Annotated in this window: 20 protein-coding genes; 12 read left to right on the top strand and 8 right to left on the bottom strand. The window is 64.5% G+C overall.

Going from position 1 to position 19,378, the window contains the following annotated elements; genetic code table 11:
* Positions 1–46: 46 nt before the first annotated feature.
* The 8 genes from AQ12_RS02805 to AQ12_RS02770 all read left to right on the top strand — a co-directional run bounded on the left by AQ12_RS02805 (position 47) and on the right by AQ12_RS02770 (position 8,968).
* Positions 47–2,215, top strand: coding sequence for a catalase (locus AQ12_RS02805; RefSeq protein ID WP_048438334.1), 2,169 nt, complete (start codon positions 47–49; stop codon positions 2,213–2,215).
* 35 nt (positions 2,216–2,250) lie between these two features.
* Entirely contained in the window at positions 2,251–2,979 is a 729-nt protein-coding gene (locus AQ12_RS02800) for a Crp/Fnr family transcriptional regulator (protein ID WP_048438333.1), read from the top strand.
* Between the two features lie 78 nt (positions 2,980–3,057).
* Positions 3,058–4,716 carry an ATP-binding protein gene (locus AQ12_RS02795; protein ID WP_048438332.1) on the top strand — a complete coding sequence of 553 codons (1,659 nt, stop codon included), beginning with the start codon at positions 3,058–3,060 and terminating at the stop codon, positions 4,714–4,716.
* On the top strand, positions 4,713–5,534 hold the full coding sequence (locus tag AQ12_RS02790; RefSeq protein WP_048438331.1) for a response regulator: 822 nt from the start codon (positions 4,713–4,715) through the stop codon (positions 5,532–5,534). Before AQ12_RS02795 ends, AQ12_RS02790 begins: the two co-directional genes overlap by 4 nt.
* Positions 5,535–5,639: 105 nt before the next feature.
* Positions 5,640–5,981: a hypothetical protein gene (locus AQ12_RS02785; RefSeq protein ID WP_048438422.1), complete on the top strand. Its 342-nt coding sequence runs from the start codon at positions 5,640–5,642 to the stop codon at positions 5,979–5,981.
* 49 nt (positions 5,982–6,030) lie between these two features.
* On the top strand, positions 6,031–6,411 hold the full coding sequence (locus AQ12_RS02780; RefSeq protein WP_053076534.1) for a hypothetical protein: 381 nt from the start codon (positions 6,031–6,033) through the stop codon (positions 6,409–6,411).
* Positions 6,408–7,862, top strand: coding sequence for an ATPase domain-containing protein (locus tag AQ12_RS02775; RefSeq protein WP_048438330.1), 1,455 nt, complete (start codon positions 6,408–6,410; stop codon positions 7,860–7,862). The genes AQ12_RS02780 and AQ12_RS02775 overlap by 4 nt, the downstream gene beginning before the upstream one ends.
* Positions 7,859–8,968, top strand: coding sequence for a cell wall metabolism sensor histidine kinase WalK (locus AQ12_RS02770; protein WP_048438329.1), 1,110 nt, complete (start codon positions 7,859–7,861; stop codon positions 8,966–8,968). Before AQ12_RS02775 ends, AQ12_RS02770 begins: the two co-directional genes overlap by 4 nt.
* Before the next feature lie 6 nt (positions 8,969–8,974).
* Here the strand turns inward: AQ12_RS02770 and AQ12_RS23460 are convergent, their stop codons facing one another.
* On the bottom strand, positions 8,975–9,769 hold the full coding sequence (locus AQ12_RS23460; RefSeq protein WP_048438328.1) for a beta/gamma crystallin-related protein: 795 nt from the start codon (positions 9,767–9,769) through the stop codon (positions 8,975–8,977).
* 262 nt (positions 9,770–10,031) lie between these two features.
* Here AQ12_RS23460 and AQ12_RS02760 point away from each other — a divergent pair, with 262 nt between their 5' ends.
* A complete protein-coding gene (locus tag AQ12_RS02760) occupies positions 10,032–10,343 on the top strand; it encodes a BON domain-containing protein (protein WP_048438327.1) in 312 nt (103 codons plus the stop codon).
* A 10-nt stretch (positions 10,344–10,353) separates the two neighbouring features.
* Here the strand turns inward: AQ12_RS02760 and pyk are convergent, their stop codons facing one another.
* From pyk to def, 7 genes are all read right to left on the bottom strand, one after another.
* Positions 10,354–11,787: a pyruvate kinase gene (gene pyk / locus AQ12_RS02755; RefSeq protein WP_048438326.1), complete on the bottom strand. Its 1,434-nt coding sequence runs from the start codon at positions 11,785–11,787 to the stop codon at positions 10,354–10,356.
* Positions 11,788–11,856: 69 nt separating this feature from the next.
* Positions 11,857–13,059, bottom strand: a complete 1,203-nt coding sequence (locus AQ12_RS02750) for a phosphoglycerate kinase (RefSeq protein WP_048438325.1) — start codon at positions 13,057–13,059, stop codon at positions 11,857–11,859.
* A 50-nt stretch (positions 13,060–13,109) separates the two neighbouring features.
* Entirely contained in the window at positions 13,110–13,448 is a 339-nt protein-coding gene (locus AQ12_RS02745) for an AzlD domain-containing protein (protein ID WP_048438324.1), read from the bottom strand.
* Between the two features lie 4 nt (positions 13,449–13,452).
* Entirely contained in the window at positions 13,453–14,130 is a 678-nt protein-coding gene (locus AQ12_RS02740) for an AzlC family ABC transporter permease (RefSeq protein WP_048438420.1), read from the bottom strand.
* A 66-nt stretch (positions 14,131–14,196) separates the two neighbouring features.
* The gene (gene fmt, locus AQ12_RS02735; protein ID WP_048438323.1) at positions 14,197–15,171 is read right to left on the bottom strand and encodes a methionyl-tRNA formyltransferase; all 975 of its coding nucleotides are present in this window, start codon (positions 15,169–15,171) and stop codon (positions 14,197–14,199) included.
* Positions 15,172–15,177: 6 nt separating this feature from the next.
* Complete coding sequence (locus AQ12_RS02730; RefSeq protein WP_238587630.1) at positions 15,178–15,666, bottom strand: hypothetical protein; 489 nt, start codon at positions 15,664–15,666, stop codon at positions 15,178–15,180.
* A 28-nt stretch (positions 15,667–15,694) separates the two neighbouring features.
* Positions 15,695–16,207 carry a peptide deformylase gene (def, locus tag AQ12_RS02725; protein ID WP_048438321.1) on the bottom strand — a complete coding sequence of 171 codons (513 nt, stop codon included), beginning with the start codon at positions 16,205–16,207 and terminating at the stop codon, positions 15,695–15,697.
* 161 nt (positions 16,208–16,368) lie between these two features.
* On the opposite strand from def, the gene AQ12_RS02720 reads away from it, so the two are divergent.
* The 3 genes from AQ12_RS02720 to AQ12_RS02710 all read left to right on the top strand — a co-directional run bounded on the left by AQ12_RS02720 (position 16,369) and on the right by AQ12_RS02710 (position 19,343).
* Positions 16,369–17,625 carry a LysM peptidoglycan-binding domain-containing protein gene (locus tag AQ12_RS02720; protein WP_053076533.1) on the top strand — a complete coding sequence of 419 codons (1,257 nt, stop codon included), beginning with the start codon at positions 16,369–16,371 and terminating at the stop codon, positions 17,623–17,625.
* Positions 17,626–17,638: 13 nt separating this feature from the next.
* Entirely contained in the window at positions 17,639–18,787 is a 1,149-nt protein-coding gene (gene dprA, locus AQ12_RS02715; RefSeq protein ID WP_048438320.1) for a DNA-processing protein DprA, read from the top strand.
* A 64-nt stretch (positions 18,788–18,851) separates the two neighbouring features.
* Complete coding sequence (locus AQ12_RS02710) at positions 18,852–19,343, top strand: DUF494 family protein (protein ID WP_048438319.1); 492 nt, start codon at positions 18,852–18,854, stop codon at positions 19,341–19,343.
* The last annotated feature ends 35 nt before the right edge of the window (positions 19,344–19,378 follow it).

The following is a 19,378-nucleotide window of genomic DNA, read 5'->3' as shown; positions in this document are numbered from 1 at the left end:
CGCGCACACGATGCACCACGCAGCAGCAAAAAGAGGAGTTGATTGAATGGCACAGTCCAAGGGTGAAGCCCAGCGCAAATCCAAGGCGGGCGAAGGCGCCGCATCCAAGCAAAAGCAGCTGGAGACTTTCAGCCAGGGCACCGAGAACATGCTGACCACCAACCAGGGTGTGGTCATTGCCGACAACCACAATTCGCTCAAGGCCGGCATTCGCGGCCCCTCGCTGCTGGAAGACTTCATCCTGCGCGAGAAGATCACCCACTTCGACCACGAGCGCATCCCCGAGCGCGTCGTCCATGCACGCGGCTCGGCGGCGCACGGCTACTTCGAGCTCAGCAAGTCGATGCAGGAATACACCCGCGCCGATTTCCTGCAGGAAGCCGGATCGCGCACGCCGGTCTTCGTTCGCTTTTCCACCGTCGCGGGCTCACGCGGCTCGGCCGACACGGTGCGCGACGTTCGCGGCTTCTCCGTCAAGTTCTACACGCGTGAAGGCAACTACGATTTGGTCGGCAACAACATGCCGGTCTTTTTCATCCAGGACGCGATCAAGTTTCCGGATCTCGTTCACGCACTCAAGCCCGAGCCGCATCACGAGATGCCGCAGGCTTCCAGCGCGCACGACACCTTCTGGGATTTCGTCTCGCTCATGCCCGAGACCACGCACATGCTGATGTGGGTCATGTCGGACCGCGCCATTCCGCGCAGCCTGCGCATGATGGAAGGTTTTGGCGTTCACACCTTCCGCATGATCAATGCGCACGGCGTTTCGCACTTCGTCAAGTTCCACTGGAAGCCCAAGCTGGGCAAGCACGCGCTGGCCTGGGACGAGGCGCAAAAGATCGCCGGCAAGGACGCCGACTTTCATCGCCGCGACCTCTGGGAAGCGATCGCGCAGGGCAATTTCCCGGAGTGGGAACTGGGCCTGCAGCTGATTCCAGAAGCCAAGGCTGCAAGCCTGGGCTTCGACCTGCTCGATCCGACCAAGCTGATCCCTGAAGAGATGGTGCCGGTGCAGATCGTGGGCAAGCTGGTGCTCAACCGCAACCCGGACAACTTCTTTTCGGAGACCGAGCAGGTTGCATTCCACCCCGGCCATGTGGTGCCCGGCATCGACTTCAGCAACGACCCCCTGCTGCAAGGCCGGCTGTTCTCGTATACCGACACGCAGCTGTCGCGCCTGGGCGGGCCCAACTTCCACGAGATCCCGATCAACAAGGGCGTATGCCCTTTCCATAATTTCCAGCGCGACGGCATGCACCGCATGCTGCTCAACAAGGGCCAGGTCTCGTATGAGCCGAACTCATTGGCGAGCGGCGCGGAGTTTCGGGCCGACGGTGGCCAGCAGGGCTTTCACAGCTACGCCGAAGAACTCGAGTCCCCCAAGATCCGTCGGCGTAGCCCGAGCTTTGACGATCACTTCAGCCAGGCTTCGTTCTTCTACAACTCGCTCAGTTCGGTCGAGCGTGACCACATCGCGGCTGCGTTCCAGTTTGAACTGTCGAAGGTGGAGACGGTTGCGATTCGCCAGCGCGTCGTGGACAACCTGGCGCACGTCGACTCAAAGCTTGCGCGCAAGGTGGCCGAGGCCATCGGCATCGCATCGCCCGACGCAAAGGCCGCCGCGGGACGCGCAGGATTTCGCGATGTGCGCGGCAAGCTGCCCGTCGAAAGCTCTCCGGCCCTGAGCATGGAACCCCCGGCTACGCCAGCCAGCAACGCCATTTCTACCCGCAAGGTCGCCATCCTGGTGGCAGGCGGTGTCGAGATCGGCGCAATGCGTGTCATCCAGCAGGCCCTGCACGATGCGGGCGCGACCACGAAGATCGTGTCGGACCGCCTGGGCTTCGTTGCCACGTCATCGGGCCAGCAGCTCGCGGTCGATCACACCTTCACCAACACGGCATCGATCATGTTCGACGCCGTGATGGTGCCCGGTGGCGCGGCCAGCGCACAGGCGCTTGCGCGCAATGGTGATGCTGTGCACTTCGCCCTGGAAGCCTTCAAGCATTGCAAGGCAATCTGCGTGATCGGCGAGGGCGTCGAGCTGCTATCGAGCCTTGGCGTGACGGCCGACAGCACTCCCTTGCCCGAAGGTGTGGTGCGCGGCAAGAACGACCCGACCACCCGGGTGCCGATGGCACAGGATTTCATTGCGGCCATCGGCCGCCATCGCCACTGGACGCGGGCCAACGTGGACGCTGTTCCAGCCTGAACAATTGCGCATCCGCAGGGGGCACAATCATCAAGATGGGCCCTGCACACGACACCCGCCAAAACCATTTGCTGGCGGCCATTCCAGCCGAGGAATACGAACGCCTGCAAGCCGGGCTCGAACTCGTGCCGATGTCGCTCGGACAGGTCCTGAGCGAATCGGGCGGACAGATGAGCCACGTCTATTTCCCGACCACCTGCATCGTCTCGCTGCTCTATGTCCTGGCCGACGGCTCGTCCGCCGAAATCGGCGTGGTGGGCAACGAAGGCATCGTGGGTATCTCGCTCTTCATGGGCGGCAACACCACGCCCAGCCGCGCCGTCGTGCGCAGCGCCGGCCACGCTTACCGGCTCAATGCCGCGCTGCTGGTCACGGAGTTCAATCGCGGGGGTGCGGTGATGCGGCTGTTGCTGCGCTACACGCAGTCGCTCATCACACAGATGACGCAGACCGCCGTATGCAACCGGCACCACACCGTCGAGCAGCAACTGTGCCGCGCGCTGCTTCTCAGCCTGGACCGCATGTCGGGCGATTCGCTCACCATGACGCAGGAGCTGATCGCCAGCATGCTGGGTGTCCGGCGCGAGGGCGTCACCGAGGCGGCAGGGCATCTGCAGCGCGCAGGCCTCATTCGCTATCGGCGTGGCCATATCGACGTGCTCGATCGTGCGGGACTGGAAAAAGCCGTGTGCGAGTGCTACGGGGTGGTGAAGATCGAGTACGACCGACTGATGGATGACATCCCGCGGGGCGTGAAGCCCTGACGCGCGGCTGCGCCCCCCAACAGGGCGCTATGTTGGCTGGCGCACAGACCGCAGGGCCGGGTCGCGTTAGCGTAGGTCATGAATCAAAAATCCGCGTGGCCTCTGGTCGCCGACGATGCGGCGCTGGTGCTGCTCAAGGCGGGTGCGCTGCAAAACGCCATCCTGACCAGCGCCAACTTCTCCATCATTGCGACAGACGAGAAGGGCATCATCCAGCTGTTCAACGTCGGTGCCGAGCGGATGCTGGGCTATAGCGCCGATGAAGTCGTCAACTGCATCAGCCCCAGCGACATCCACGATCCCGATGAAGTCGCCGAGCGCGCCGCTGCGCTCACGCTGGAGCTGGGCACGCCCATCGCGCCGGGCTTTGAAGCACTCGCATTCAAGGCATCGCGCGAGATCGAAGACATCTACGAGCTCACCTACATCTGCAAGGACGCCAGCCGCTTCCCGGCCATCGTGTCCATCACCGCCTTGCGCGACGATCCGGGCAACATCATCGGCTACCTGCTGATCGGCACCGACAACTCGGCGCGCAAGCGGGTGGAGCGCGAACTCAATGAAGCGATGGCCGCTGCCGAAAAGGCCAACCGCGCGAAGTCGGAGTTTCTCTCGAGCATGAGCCACGAGCTGCGCACACCGCTCAACGCGATCCTGGGTTTCGCACAGTTGCTGGAGTCCGGCTCGCCGACGCCCACCGTCACGCAGCGCCGCAACATCGACCAGATCCTCAAGGCCGGCTGGTACCTGCTGGAGCTGATCAACGAAGTGCTCGACCTGGCGCTCATCGAGTCGGGCACTGTGTCGCTGTCCAATGAACCGGTTTCGCTGGCCGAGGTGATGACCGAGTGCCGGGCGATGATCGAGCCGCAGGCGCGCTCTCGCGGAATCGGCATGACGTTTCCGCAGTTCGATATTCCGCGATACGTGAGCGCCGACCGCACGCGCGTCAAGCAGGTGCTGATCAACCTGCTGTCCAACTCCGTCAAGTACAACCGGCCCAACGGATCGGTCTCCGTCGAGGTGGCCCTGGTGCGATCGATGGTGCGCATCAGCGTGCGCGATACCGGCGTGGGACTGACACCCGCCGAACTCGGCCAGCTGTTCCAGCCCTTCAACCGCCTGGGCAAGGAAGGCGGCGCCGAAGAGGGCACGGGCATCGGCCTTGTCGTCACCAAGCGGCTGGTGGACCTGATGGATGGCTCGATCGGCGTGGAAAGCATCGTGGACAAGGGCAGTGTCTTCTGGATTGAATTCAAGGCCACGGTTGCGCCGTTGCTCGCCGCCGCGATTGCCACCACCGCACTGCCCCCCCCCGCAGTGGACAACGGGGGCAAACGCCACACGCTGCTTTATGTCGAAGACAACCCTGCCAATCTCGAACTGGTCGGCCAGCTGATCGCACGGCGCAGCGACCTGTACATGCACAGCGCCGCCGACGCGAAACTCGGCATCGAGTTTGCGAGGGCCGCGCTGCCCGAAGTGATCCTGATGGACATCAACCTGCCGGGCATGGGTGGCATAGAAGCCATGAAGATCCTGCGCGACGACCCGGCCACGGCGCATATCCCCATCATCGCCCTCAGCGCCAATGCGGTGCCCCGCGATATCGAGCGGGCGATGGAGGCGGGGTTCTTCAACTACATCACCAAGCCCATCGTGGTGGCGACCTTCATGGAGGCGCTGGATGTCGCGCTCCTGCACGCCAAGTCTGTGGCACAGAACGAGCCGGCATGATGAATCTTGCAGAAATCCTGCGCGCCCGCATTCTGGTTGTGGACGACCAGACAGCCAATGTCACGCTGCTCGAAGAAATGCTGCGCCAGGAAGGCTACAGCAACGTCACCTCCACGATGGACCCAACCAAGGTGTGCGCACTGCACCGCCGCGAGCCCTACGACCTGATCCTGCTGGACCTGCAGATGCCGGTGATGGATGGCTTCCAGGTAATCGAGGCCCTCAAGACCAACGACCGCGACGCCTACCTGCCGGTGCTGGTCATCACGGCGCAGCCGGGCCACAAGCTGCGGGCGCTCGATGCGGGCGCGCGCGACTTCGTGAGCAAGCCGTTCGATCTCATCGAAGTCAAGACCCGCATCCGCAACATGCTGGAAGTGCGCCTGCTCTACAAACGCCTGGAAAACTACAGCCAGGTGCTGGAATCGGCCGTGCGCGAACGCACCGCCGAGTTGCGCGAGAGCGAAGCGCGCTACCGCAGCCTCACCGAACTGGCGTCCGACTGGTACTGGGAGCAGGACGAGAACGGCAACTTCACCAAGGTCTCGGGACCGGTGCTGGAGATGCTGGGCATCCGTGTCGACGGATTCGTCGCCGATGCAACGGATGAGCCTGTGCCGGGCTGGAACGCCGACGAAAGAGCCGCGCTGCAAGCGGCCATCGCCGCGCGCAAGCCGTTCCTGGACTTCGTCTTCAGCCGCGTCAACCCCGACGGCTCGAAGCAGAAGTTCAAGGTGAGCGGCGAGCCGATGTTCGGTCCCGCCTGCCAGTTCCTGGGCTATCGCGGCATCGGCATCGAACTCAAGAGCCGGCACTGATCTCTCACTTTCACGCCTTGTTTTGACTTTACGTGCGGCAGCGAACAGATGTATTTGACGCAGCCGCGTATGTTTGAAGCCATCAACCCTTATATTGGAACTTCCATGAACAAATCCCTTGCCTTGTCCGTCTCGCTCTTCGCCTCGGTGCTCGCACTTTCGGCCTGCCAGCGCGACGTCGTTGCACCGCCCACCGTCGTGACCGTGCCCACGCCCGTTCCCGGACCTGCGGGCGCACCGGGTGTTGCAGGTGACACCGGATCGACAGGCTCCACCGGATCCACGGGTGCAACCGGTTCGACCGGATCGACGGGCTCCACCGGATCGACTGGTTTCACGGGCGCAACCGGTTCCACCGGCGCCACTGGCAGCACCGGCGACACCGGGCAGCGCGGCCGCACGGGCGACACGGTCGTCATCGTGCCCGCACCAGCCGCGTCGCGCTGATCCACACCGCCGCACGGAGGCCGCCATCTCATCGACTCCCGCGCACCTGGTGGCCGATGACGCCACTGCGCAAGCCACTGCGGATGCGGCAGTAGCGGCGTGGACCGCGCTGCACGACGCCCTTGCGCCGGTGATCGGGCAAGGTGGCGCGGCCGCGCTCTACAAGCGCGCACTGCACCTGGCGCGTGTCGACTATCCGTGGCTTGCCGCGGCCTACGAGGGCGCGGCTACGCCCGGTAATTTCAGCTCGCTGCACGCCGCGCTCGCGGCGCAGGACACACCCGTTGCCGCAGCCGCTCACGCTACGATCGTGCGCACCCTCAACGACCTCCTTTCGACCCTGATAGGTCCTTCCCTCACGGAGCGTTTGCTGAAACCCGCTTCCCATTTACTTTCGGCCGGCCCGGCCGTGCAGGATGTCTCCCCATGACCACCCAGAAAGCCGCTATCCATCGCCTGCGCACCGGCGTTCCTGGGCTTGACGACGTGCTCGGCGGAGGCCTGCCCGAATTTTCTTTCAATGTGATTGCGGGGGCGCCCGGCTGCGGCAAGACGACGCTGGCCCACCAGATCATGTTTGCCCTGGCCTCGCACGCCTGTCCGGCGATCTATTTCACGGTGCTCGGCGAGCCGCCGCTGAAAATGCTGCGCTACCAGCAGCAGTTCAACTTTTTCGACGACACGAAGGTCAATGCCTGCGTGCGCTTTGTGAACCTGTCGGAAGAAGCATCGACCGGCGACCTCTCGAAGGTACTGGCGCGCATCGCCTCCGAGGTCGAAGCCCACGGCCCCGGGCTGGTGATGGTGGACTCGTTTCGCTCCGTCGTGCTGGCCGGTGATGGCGGCAACTCGTTCATCACCCTGCAGTCCTTCGTGCAGCAGCTGGGCATGCTGATGACCAGCTGGCAGGCCACCTCCTTCCTGATCGGCGAATACTTCACCGACACCGAACCCAACCCGGTCTTTACCGTCGCGGACGGACTGATCTGGATGCGCCAGAGCGTTGAACGCAATTCCATTGTGCGCAAGATGGAGATCATGAAGATGCGCGGGCAGGCCACATTGGCAGGTCTGCACACTTTCCGCATCGACGCCGATGGCCTGCGGGTCTTTCCACCGCCGCAGCTGACCGAACGCAGTGAGCCGGTCACAGGACTGGACGCGCCGTCGCGCCTGAGCATGGGCGTTGAGGGCCTGAACGAGATGATGGGTGGCGGCCTGCCGCGCGGCTACTCGCTGCTGGTCGCGGGTCCGACGGGTTCTGGCAAGAGCGTGCTGGCTTCCAGGTTCCTGGTGGAAGGGGCGCGCAACGGCGAATCGGGCGTGATTGCGGCTTTCGAGCAGCGCCCCGGCAAGTCGCGTGGACGCGAATTGTCCGAGCTGATCGCGGCCGGTCGCATTGGCGTCATCGACGCGCGCGCACCGGGTCTGTCGGTGGACGAGATTGCCACGCTCCTGATCGCCGAGGTCAGGCGCCTGAACGCTGTGCGTGTGGTGATCGACTCGCTGTCGGGCTTCGAGCTTGCATTGGCGCCCACGTTCCGCGAGGACTTCCGCGAATCGCTGTCACGCCTGGTCTCTGCACTGGCGAGCACCGGTGCGACCGTGCTCATGACGTCAGAGCTGGAAGACCGTTACGACGACCTGCGCTTCAGCCCCTACGGCACCGCATTCCTCACCGATGCCATCATCGTGCAGCGCTACATCGAAGTTGAAAGCCGGCTCAAACGCGTGATCGCCGTGGCCAAGATTCGCGACAGCGCGCATTCCAATGAGCTGCGCCTGTTCAGCATCGACGAACACGGCCTGTCCATCGGCTCGATGCTCGAAGGCTACGAAGGCCTGCTCGGCGGCAGGCCGACATTGCGGCGAGACACATGACCGAGCCCGGCCGTCCCGCGCCCGATGCCGCAGTGGAGGCTGCGCGCACGTTGAGCGTGCTCAATGGCCAGGCCGATGCAGTTCGCGCCGACCTGCAGGTGCTGCGGCGAGACCTCGCGCAGGTCGAGCGCAATTTCAATGCGTCGCCAGGCGTCGTGATGCGGCGGGTGAACGAGCAGCTGGTGATTGCCGCCATGCGGGCCGAGGCCATCGCCGAAGCTGCAACTGCCCGGCTGGGTGAAATGGTGCGCTCGACCATGCCGGAACGGGACTCGCAGCTGTTTCGCCGCGAACTCGATCACGACGCCAAGACACTGCGCGAAGCCAACGAACGGCTGGTCATTGCTGCACTGAGCTCACAGGAGCTGGAGGCTACGGCGGTGGAAGCGCATCGCCGGCAGGTTTCATTCCTGGCCACCGTCGCGCACGAGTTGCGCAATCCGCTCATGCCGCTGCGCCTGGCGGCCCTCATGCTCGACCGTGCACGCACCGACGACGTTGCCCATGCCAAGCTGCAGGCCACCATCACCGGCCAGGTCGCCCAGATGACCCGATTGATCGGCGACCTGCTGGACGGCTCGCGCATCAGCACCGGAAAATTCCGCATGGAACGAACGCTGATCGATGTGTGCAACGTGATTGCCCGCGCCATCGAGACCTGCCAGCCTGCGATGGACGCACGGCACCACACCTTCACCAGCAGCGTGCCACCCGGGCCGATCATGATGCTGGGCGACACCGTGCGCCTGGTGCAGGTGCTGGGTAACCTGCTGGAGAACTCGTCCAAGTATTCACCGGAAGGCAGCGAAATATCGATGCGCGCAACGGTGGCGGGCGGCGCCATCGTGATTGTCATCAGCGACAAGGGCATCGGCATTTCGGCCAAGGCATTGCCGCACGTCTTTGACATGTTCGTGCGCGATGCACAGGCCAGCATGACGCACGACGGGTTGGGCATCGGGCTGGCAATCGTGCGCGAACTGGTGCGCGCGCACGAGGGCACTGTCACTGCTTCCAGTGCGGGCGAGGGCCTGGGCAGCGAGTTTGTCGTCAGGCTGCCGCTGGCCGTCGTTCATCCGGCGGCTCCTGTCACGAGCCCCTCCTAGAACGGCTTACTGCCGCGGTTCGCCGCGCTCGTTGACCGAGATCGTCGAGCCGGGCGCTGCGCTCATCTGCAGGTTGTGGTCACGACCGCGGAAGTTGTAGGTCACGTCCCAGTAAGCCGGTGTTCCGCTGGTGGTGTTTTCGCAGCGTCGCACATCACGGCTGCCCATCTGGCCATTGCCAGCCACGTTGGAGCCGATCACACCGCCGGCCACTGCGCCGCCCACGGTGGCCAGGTCCTTGCCCGAACCGCCGCCCACCTGGTGACCCAGGATGCCGCCGATCAGGGCGCCAGCAATCGTGCCGCCGACATTTCGACCGCTGTCTTGCGAGACCTGCTGGCGCTCGACCCAGCATCGCTCGGTGGCGGCGCCCATGACTGCGCGCACTTGCGTGACAGGTGCCGCGTAAACGCGCTCATTGGCCCGGCGGCGGTATTCGTAATTGGCGACCGGCTGGGGCGTCGGCGCTTCGTTTTCATAGCGGCGGTTGCGGGCCGGGCGCACCGAGGAGATGCTGTTTTCCATGCCCATCGCGCGCAGCGAGTCATAGTTGCCGGGGCGCAGCAAGGTGCAGCGGCCGTCAAAGCGGGCGTTCTCGCAGACTTCCCAGCGGCCCTTGTCCACCACGACTGACGATGCGCGGTCGTTGAAGCCGATGCGCGCGAAGTTGTCGACCTGGGTCTGGGTGGTGAAGGCGCGGCCACGAAAGCCCTCGCCTTCATAGAAGGTGACTTGTGCCATGGCTTGCGCGCCGAACACCATTGCACTGGCGGCCAGTGCGATCTTGAGTTTGCGGTTCATTGGGTTTTCTTTCTGTGCGGAGCATTTCAAAGGCACCGGAAAACGGCGCCCTGTCCACACGGTGCGCGCATGAGCTTGCCCCGTCTGTGCGATCACGCACATTGGCGCAGGAAGCGACGTTGTCCTACACGGCGGCTGGCTCTTCGGTACGGCAGCGCACAGACCACCAAAGGCCCCCATCGCCCAATACATGGGTTGACGCCGTCATCCGCTCTGGTGAGTTTCTCGCCGGGCCGTTAAACGAGATTCCTGGAGATTCACCATGACCCAATTCGCACGCATTTCCGTCCTTGTCGCCGCTGTTGCCCTCACCGCACTGGCTGGCTGCGCCTCCACGCAAAAGCATGAAAGCACCGGCCAGTACATCGACGACACCGCCATCACCACCGGCGTGAAGGCCGCGATCTTCAATGAGCCCACGCTCAAGTCCGCCGAGATCAACGTCGAGACGTTCAAGGGCCGCGTGCAACTGAGCGGCTTCGTGTCCAGCCGCGCCAACATCGACCGCGCCGTGGCCGTCGCTCAAGGCGTGCGCGGCGTGACCTCGGTCGCCAACGACATGCGCGTGAAGTAAAAAACCGCCTTCAGCTGACGCGGCAGATCTTGAGCATGTTGGTGCCCCCCGGGGCGCCCATGGGCTCGCCGCAGGTGATGGCATAGATGTCGCCCGTGGCCATGATGCCGCGGCGCTTGAGGTGCTCTTCTGCTTCACCGAGCGCACGGTCACGATCGACGCTCTGGTCCATGAGGAGCGGCCGCACATTGCGGTAGAGCGCCATCTTGCGCTGCGTCGTCAGCTTGGGCGTGAGCGCGAAGATCGGGATGTGGATGCGATGCCGGCTCATCCACAGGGGTGTGGAGCCGGAATCGGTGAGCGCCACGATGGCCTTGCAGCCCAGGTGATGCGCCGTGAACAGCGCGCCCATTGCAATCGACTGGTCGATACGGCTGAAGTTCATGCCTGTGAAATCGGCGTCGAGCTTCACGTCTTCGGCCTTCTCGGCTTCCACGCAGATGTTCGCCATCTCGATGATGGTCTCCAGCGGGTAATTGCCAGCCGCGGTTTCCGCGCTGAGCATCACAGCATCGGTGCCGTCGAGTACCGCATTGGCCACGTCGCTCACTTCGGCGCGTGTGGGCACGGGCGCGTGAATCATCGACTCCATCATCTGCGTTGCCGTGATCACGACCTTGTCGTGTTCACGTGCCATGCGGATCATGCGTTTTTGCAGCGCAGGCACCGCTGCGTTGCCCACTTCGATCGCCAGGTCGCCCCGCGCGACCATGATGCCGTCGCTCGCCCTGAGGATGGCTTCGAGGTTGGGTATGGCCTCGGCGCGCTCGATCTTGGCAATAAGGCCCGGGCGATGGCGAAACTCGGCGCCGGCCACGTTGCAAAGCTGGCGCGCCATTTCCATGTCGGTCGCGTTCTGCGGAAAACTCACCGCCACGTAATCGGCCTGGAAGGCCATCGCCGTGCGGATGTCCTCCATGTCCTTGGCTGTCAGCGCAGGCGCGGTGAGTCCGCCGCCCTGCTTGTTGATGCCCTTGTTGTTGGACAGGTAGCCGCCCTGCTTCACGGTGGTCAGCACCTGCTCGCCCAGCACCTTGTCGACGGTGAGCATGATGAGCCCGTCGTTGAGCAGCAGCAGGTCGCCTGCCTTCACATCGCGCGGCAGTTCCTTGTAATCCAGGCCCACGCCGTCGATGTCGCCGGGCTCGGTGCGGGACGCATCCAGCACGAACTTCGCGCCCTGCTGGAGAAGCACCTTACCTTCAGCGAACTTGCCCACGCGGATCTTGGGGCCCTGCAGGTCGGCCATGATCGCGACCTCGCGGCCTGCGCGCTGAGCGGCTTCGCGCACCAGCGCTGCGCGGTCTATGTGGTCCTTGGCCTTGCCGTGGCTGAAGTTCAGGCGCACCACGTTCACGCCGGCGCGGATCATCTGCTCCAGCAGTGCCGGATCGCTGGAAGCGGGGCCGAGTGTTGCAACAATCTTGGTGGCGCGACGTGCCATGTGAGCTTTCTTTGGAACGGGAGAGGCATTCTCGCCCAGAAGCGGTGACGAGTGAGTGACGATGCTGCCTCAGCGATTACCCTCGGCCGCACGCCGGGTCAGGATCTCGAACGCCGGCAGCGTCTTGCCTTCCAGGATTTCCAGGAACGCGCCGCCACCGGTGGAGATATAGCCCACATCCTTTTCGATGCCGTACTTGGCGATGGCCGCCAGCGTGTCGCCGCCGCCCGCAATGCTGAACGCCGGTGACTGCGCAATCGCACGCGCAATCGTTTCCGTGCCATGCGCGAAAGCGTCGAATTCAAAGACACCGACCGGCCCGTTCCAGACGATGGTGCCGGCCGACATCAGCTGCCTGGCCAGGCGCGCCGCCGTGTCGGGGCCGATGTCCAGGATCAGGTCATCGGGCGCTACATCCGCAGCCGCCTTGACGGTGGCGACTGCATCGGCGGCAAAGGTCTTGGCTGTGACCACATCCGTGGGAATCGGCACTTGCGCGCCACGCGCCTTCATCGCTTCGATGACCGCTCGCGCTTCGCCCACCAGGTCGGCCTCTGCCAGCGACTTGCCGATCGGCAGCCCCGCGGCCAGCAGGAAGGTGTTGGCAATGCCGCCACCCACGATGAGCTGATCGACCTTGCTTGCCAGGGCCTTGAGGATGGTGAGCTTGGTCGATACCTTGGAGCCCGCGACGATCGCAACGAGCGGTCGCTTCGGGTTCGCCAGCGCCTGGGTGATCGCGTCGATCTCGGCGGCCAGCAGCGGGCCGGCGCAGGCGATCTTTGCGTACTGTGCGATGCCGTAGGTCGATGCTTCCGCGCGGTGCGCAGTGCCGAAGGCGTCGTGCACGAAGATGTCGCACAGAGCGGCCATTTTCTGCGCCAGCTCGGGGTTGTTTTTCTTCTCGCCCTTGTTCACGCGGCAGTTCTCCAGCAACACCACCTGGCCCGGCTTCACGTCAACGCCGCCCACCCAGTCGCGCAGCAGCGGCACATCGCGGCCCAGCAGTTCAGACAGGCGTTTGGCGACGGGCGCGAGCGAGTCCTCGGGCTTGAACTCGCCTTCGGTGGGGCGGCCCAGGTGCGACGTGACCATGACAGCCGCGTTGGCCTTGAGCGCCATCTCGATGCAAGGCACCGATGCGCGAATCCGCGTGTCTTCGGTGATGTTGCCCGCGTCGTCCTGCGGCACGTTGAGGTCGGCGCGGATGAACACGCGCTGGCCGCTCGCGCGGCCCTGGTTGCAGAGATCGGAAAAGCGCAGGACGTTCATGAGGGCTCGCTCGCTGGTGGATTGGTACAGCCCCTCATTTTAAGAGCGCCCTACCAGCCCAGCCCCAGATGCAGCGGCAGGTACACCGCCATGCCGCCGATGATGGTGAGCAGCACATTCCGCTTCCAGAAATAAAGCGCTGCGCCCACGGGCGCAGCGAAGAGCCGCGCGTCCTGCCAGGTGCCCACGAACGCTCCGGCCTGCATCACCACTTCGGGCGCAACCACACCGGCCAAAGCGGCGACCGGCGCGTATTGAAGCGCGCGGTCAGCCCACAGCGGCAAGCTCCAGGGTTTGTCCAGTATGAAGAAAAAGCACCGCGTGATCACCGTCACTGCTGCGAGGCCGACGATGACCAGCAGGGTCCACAGGTCCGTGCGTGCGGTCATGGCCCTATGACGCCTCGCGCCAGGTTTGCGGCGCCTTCTTTTCGAGCCAGAAGCTCACGAACACCGCCACCGCGATGGCCGCGACGATGTTGAGCTTGAGCGGCAGCGAATACGCAGCCACTGCGGCTGCCCCCGCGATCAGCGCCGAGAGCCGGCGCAGCGGTGTGTTCGCCAGCGAACAGAGAATCCCGACCAGGCAAAGCACGCCCGCAAAGCCCAGCCCCCACGAGCTCGGAATGAGGTTTCCAAGCACGATGCCGATGACACTGAACACCATCCAGCTGGTCCAGGTCACGAAGTAGTTGCCGGAAAGATAGGCCTCTTGCTCACGCCGCTGGGCATCGCCCACGGGCGGCTTGGGAAAGCGGCGGGTGAACATCGCATAGGTCATGTCGGCGGTGAGAAAGCCGTGGGTCATGCGGCGCCAGCGCGGCATGTGCATGAGGTAAGGCCTCAGGTGCAGGCTGAAGACAACGAAGCGCAGGTTGACGCAAAAGCCCGTCGCCAGGATCACCCACATCGGCGCGCCGGCCACGATCAGCGGGATCGCCGCCAGCTGCGAACTGCCCGCATAAACAAGGAACGTCATGGCCAGCGCCTCGATCACGCTCATGCCCGACTTGACCATCGCCACGCCCGTCATCAGGCCCCATGCGGCAATGCCGGTGGCCAGCGGTGCCATGCTGCGCCCCGCCTCACGGAAGGCTGGGTGTGCGTAGTTGTCGCGCAGGAAGAACACGTGAGGTGCTTAAGCCGAAGCTTCGCCGGTGCGCTCGAAAGCCATTCCCGGCTTCAGCTCGAAGCCGCGCAGGAAGTCGGCGACTGCCAGCCGCTTGCCTCCGGGACGCTGCACCTGCGTGACATGCAATGCGCCCCGGCCGCACTGAACATCGAAACCGCCGCCTTGCACGGCGAGGATTTGTCCCGGCGCTTCGCTGGCACTGGACGCAACCGGTTGCGCAGCCCATATCTTGATCAGTTCACCCGCGAGCAAACCGGTTGCGCCGGGGAACGGATCGAATGCACGGATGCGCCGGGCAATCACGTCGGCGGGCTGCGACCAGTCGATCGCGGCTTCGGCTTTCTCGATCTTGTGCGCGTAGGTCACGCCTTGTTCGGGTTGCCTGACGGGTTGGAAGCCGCCGCAGGCCGCCAGTTCCAGCGCCTCGACAATCAGGCGTCCGCCCAGCGTTGCGAGCCTGTCGTGCAGCACCCCGGTGGTGTCGTTGTCCGAGATGGGCACGCGCTCTTCGAGCAGCATGTCGCCCGTGTCCAGCCCCGCGTCCATCTGCATGATGGTGACGCCGGTCTCGTTGTCGCCCGCTTCAATCGCGCGGTGGATAGGCGCTGCGCCGCGCCAGCGCGGCAACAGGGATGCGTGGATGTTCAGGCATCCCAGGCGGGGCGCATCCAGCACCCATTGCGGCAGGATCAGGCCGTAGGCCGCCACGATCATCACATCGGCATGGGCCGCTTCAATTGCTTGCTGCGCGGCGCGGGCGTCTTCGGGGTACTTGCCATCCAGCCGCAAGCTGCGCGGCTGCGCGACGGCGATGCCCTGCTGGGTGGCGAACTGCTTGACCGGCGAGGCCTGCAGCTTCATGCCGCGACCCGCAGGCCGGTCCGGCTGCGTCAGCACCAGCGCAATCTCAAAGCCCGCCGCATGCAGGCGCTCCAGCGCCACGCGGGCGAATTCAGGCGTTCCCGCAAAAACCAGGCGCATCGAAGATCAGTTCCTGTCGTTGGGGGCGTTGACGAATTCCATGCCGGGGTGGGCCCGCTGCACGACGCCGCGTTCGTCAAGGTAGACGTAATAGAACATGTCGCTGCGCTGCACGTCGCGCCAGCGGTAAGTCAGGATGGGACCGCGCCAGCTCGCCACGCTGTCGACCCACGCGGGACGCCCGAACTCACGCTCGACGTCGTCGCGGGTCCACTTGCCGACCTCGATGCGGTTGAAGTTGCCTTCGGTCAGGACCTGCCGCGACCCGATCACCTTGCCCGACGCATCGACATCGACCATCCATGCGAAGTGGCCGACGGGCTGCATCGAATACTGCAACCGCTCACCGGCGGCGATTTTCACGACGCGCTGCGGCTGGCCCATGCGCTCGACCACCTGCTGACGGGGTGTGCCGGGCGCAAATTCGTAACTGGCAAATGGTCCGCCCGCGCAGCCTGCGAGCATCAGGACGGTGGCTGCAACAGCCCAGGACATTTTGTACATGGAGAAAGGGACCTGCGCTTCAGGCCCGTTCGGTATCGCGCCGCGCCTTGAGCATCTTGGTCTTGATGCGGTTGCGTTTGAGCGGCGACAGGTATTCGACAAACACTTTTCCGAGCAGGTGGTCCATCTCGTGCTGGACGCACACAGCCAGGATGCCCTCGGCTTCTATCTCGCGCGATTGGCCCTGGTCGTCCATCGCCTTGACCTTGATCCGCGTTGCGCGTTCGACGCCGTCATAGACGCCCGGAACCGACAGGCAGCCTTCTTCGTTCATCTGCTTTTCGGGGCTGTACCAGGTGATCTCGGGGTTGATCAGTACCAGCGGCGCATTGCGCTCTTCCGAGACGTCGATGACGACCACCCGCTCATGCACATCGACCTGGGTCGCGGCAAGGCCGATGCCGCTGGCGTCGTACATGGTTTCGAGCATGTCGGCGACCAGCTGCCGGATGCGGCCATCGACCGAGGCGACCGGGCGGGCGACAGTGTGCAGCTTGGGATCGGGAAAGCAAAGAATGGGAAGGAGGGCCATGGTAAGAAAAGGTAGCTGTCGCTATTTTCGCCACTTTTGGCGGCTCTGGCAGGGTGCGATGGGCATAAACGTTGCCCAATCAAGGGCTTGAGCGCAGAATCGCCAGTACTTTGTCAAGACTTTTGGCCGCCTCGGCTTACGCCGACGGTCGCAGCCCGCAAATGAAAATACACAGCCAGAACTCATCCGCAGCCTCGCAAATTGTGCCGGTATCACGCCGCGCCCTGCCCACCGTGGTCGCGCTGGCGGCACTTGCTGCGGGGCTTTGGCCGATGAGCGCTGCGGCGCAGAACTTCCCCATCACCCCCGGCCAGCGCTCCACTGCGCAGCAGGTTGCCCAGCAGGGCGTCCCGCTGTCCGAGCTGGCCCCCAACGCCCCCGACGAGTACACGGTCAAGCGCGGCGATACGCTGTGGGCCATTTCCGGCATCTTCCTCAAGAGCCCGTGGCGCTGGCCCGAGCTGTGGGGCATGAACATGGAACAGGTGCGCAATCCCCACCTGATCTTCCCCGGCCAGTTGCTGGTGCTCGAAAAGAAAGACGGCCGCGCGATTCTTCGCATGGGCCGCGGTCCTGCCGGAGCAGAGCCAACCGACACGGTCCGTGTCTCACCGCGCGTGCGGGTGGAATCCATGGCCGACCTGTCGGTCCCGGCCCTGAAGACACACCTGATCGAGCCTTTCCTGGCCGAAGCACTCATCATCGATGAGGCCACGTTGCTGGCAGCTCCGCGCATCGTGGCCGGCCCCGAAGAACGCGTTCTCATTACCCGTGGCGACCGCGCCTATGCGCGCGGCCTCGTGACCACGCCGCTCAAGCAGCGCGTGGCCGGCCGGGCCGACGACTACCGCGTGTTTCGCAATGCCAGGCCGCTCAAGGACCCGCTGACCAGCGTGGTGCTCGGCTATGAAGCGATGTACCTCGGCCGTGCCCAGCTCGTTCGCGACGAGAGCATCGAGCCGGTGCGCGCATCCAGCGGCAAGTCTGAAAACACCGTGATTCCCGGCACCATCGACATCACCGCCGCCAAAGAAGAAATGCGCGTCGGCGACCGCTTGCTGCCTGAGCCCGCGCGCCAGTTCCAGGCTTACGTTCCGCACGCGCCGTCCATGCCGGTGGATGCAGCCATCGTTTCGGTCTATGGCGACGCTGTGTCGTTCGTCGGCCAGAACCAGGTCGTCGTGATCAACAAGGGCACCGCCGATGGCGTGGAGGTCGGCCATGTCATGGCGATCCTGCGCGACGGCGAGCGCCGCATCGACCGGACCCAACCCGGCGAGCGCACCAACATCAAGATCCCCGACGAACGCACCGGGCTGCTCATGGTCTTCCGCCCGTTCGACAAGCTCTCTTACGCACTCGTCCTGGAAATCTCCAGCACCGTCAAGGTAGGCGACCGGGTCGTCAATCCGCGCTAAACGGACATTGCCGATGGAACGAGGGGAGCTGGCCGCATGGCTGCGCCTGGCATTGACGCCGGGCGTCGGAAACACGACTGCGCGGCGACTGCTCGCCGCGTTCGGTCTGCCGGGGGCCATCTTTTCACAATCGCCTGAAGGCTTCGCCGCTGTGGTCGGACCGGCACAGGCGAAGGCGCTGCGCGAAGAACCTGCGGGCCTTTCAGACTTGCTGGAGGCCACGTGGCAGTGGCTGCACCAGGACGACGGCCTTGAGCGGCGCATCATTGCGCTGGGCGATGCCCATTACCCTGAGCTGCTGCTCAACACAGCCGACCCGCCGCTGATGCTGTACCTGATGGGTCGCACGCGCGCGCCGTGGCCGCAATCGCTCGCCATCGTCGGTAGCCGCAATCCCACGGCGCAGGGCCTGCTCAATGCCAAGCAATTCGCCCGCAGCTTTGCCCAATCGGGCCTCACCGTCATTTCGGGGTTGGCGCTCGGCGTTGATGGAGCCGCCCATGAAGGTGCTCTGGATGGCGCGGGTGCCGATACCAGCGATTCATCCCTGGCCACGATTGCCGTGGTCGGCACCGGGCTTGATCGCGTGTACCCCAGCAGGCATCTGGCGCTCGCGCACCGCATCGCGCGATCGGGCCTGATCGTGAGCGAGTACGCCATCGGCACGCCACCGCTGCCTGAGAATTTTCCGCGGCGCAATCGCATCATTGCGGCGTTGAGCCAGGGTACGGTTGTGGTGGAAGCCGCGTTGAAATCGGGCTCGCTCATCACCGCCCACCAGGCGCTCGAAATGGGCCGCGAGGTCTTCGCGATTCCCGGCTCGATTCATTCGCCGCAATCGCGCGGCTGTCACGCCTTGCTCAAGCAGGGCGCCAAGCTGGTCGAGACCGCGCAGGACGTGCTGGAAGAATTGAAGTTACCCATTGCGCAAACCTCCGGGCGCGCTTCATCGCAGTCGGCTGCGAACGACGAGAGCGACAAACCTGGGCAAGACAATCCACTGCTCGAGGCGCTTGGCTTCGATCCGGTCAGCCTCGATGCGCTCATCGCACGCACCGGCATCAGCGCCTCTGAACTCCAGGCGCGCCTGCTGGAGCTGGAGCTGGGCGATGAAGTCGCGCGGCTGCCGGGCGGGCTGTTCCAGCGCATCGCGCACGCCTGAGGCCTGGCGGCAACACTTGCAGCTGAACGCCCGTGCGTTCTGAGTTCTGGGCTATATTGGACCCATGTTCGAAGTGCTCGTTTTTGTCTACGAGAACTACTGGCGAGGCGATGCCTGCCCTGAGTCAACGCTGCTGGAGCGAAAGCTCAGCGCGCACGGCTTCGAAGCCGATGAAATCCACGACGCCCTCATCTGGCTCGATGGCCTGAACCTCGCCGCCCAGAGCGCCGGTGCCGGCCAGAGCGAGGACAAGCCCCCACTCCCCGAAGTTCATCTGCCGTCCGCGGACAGCATGCGGGTCTATTCGATCACCGAGCAGGACAGGCTGGGCGCGCAGTGCCTGGGCTTCATTTCGTTCCTCGAATCGGCGGGCCTGCTGCCTGCCGCCATGCGCGAGATCGTGATCGAGCGCGCCATGGCGACGCCAGACGCAACCGTGCCCATCGACGACCTGAAAATCATCGTGCTGATGGTGTACTGGAGCTTCGGTCATGAGCCCGATGCGCTGGTGCTCGATGAACTGTGCGAGCCCGCGCAAGGGCGGCTCGCGCACTGAACTGCGGACCGACCCGCGCATCGAATTGCGCGACC

Origin of the sequence: Caenimonas sp. SL110 (genome assembly GCF_001044395.1) — a bacterium.
GTDB lineage: Bacteria > Pseudomonadota > Gammaproteobacteria > Burkholderiales > Burkholderiaceae_C > Ramlibacter.
The sequence above is the reverse complement of the archived record's forward strand: the minus strand, read 5'-3'. Positions and strand labels throughout refer to the sequence as shown.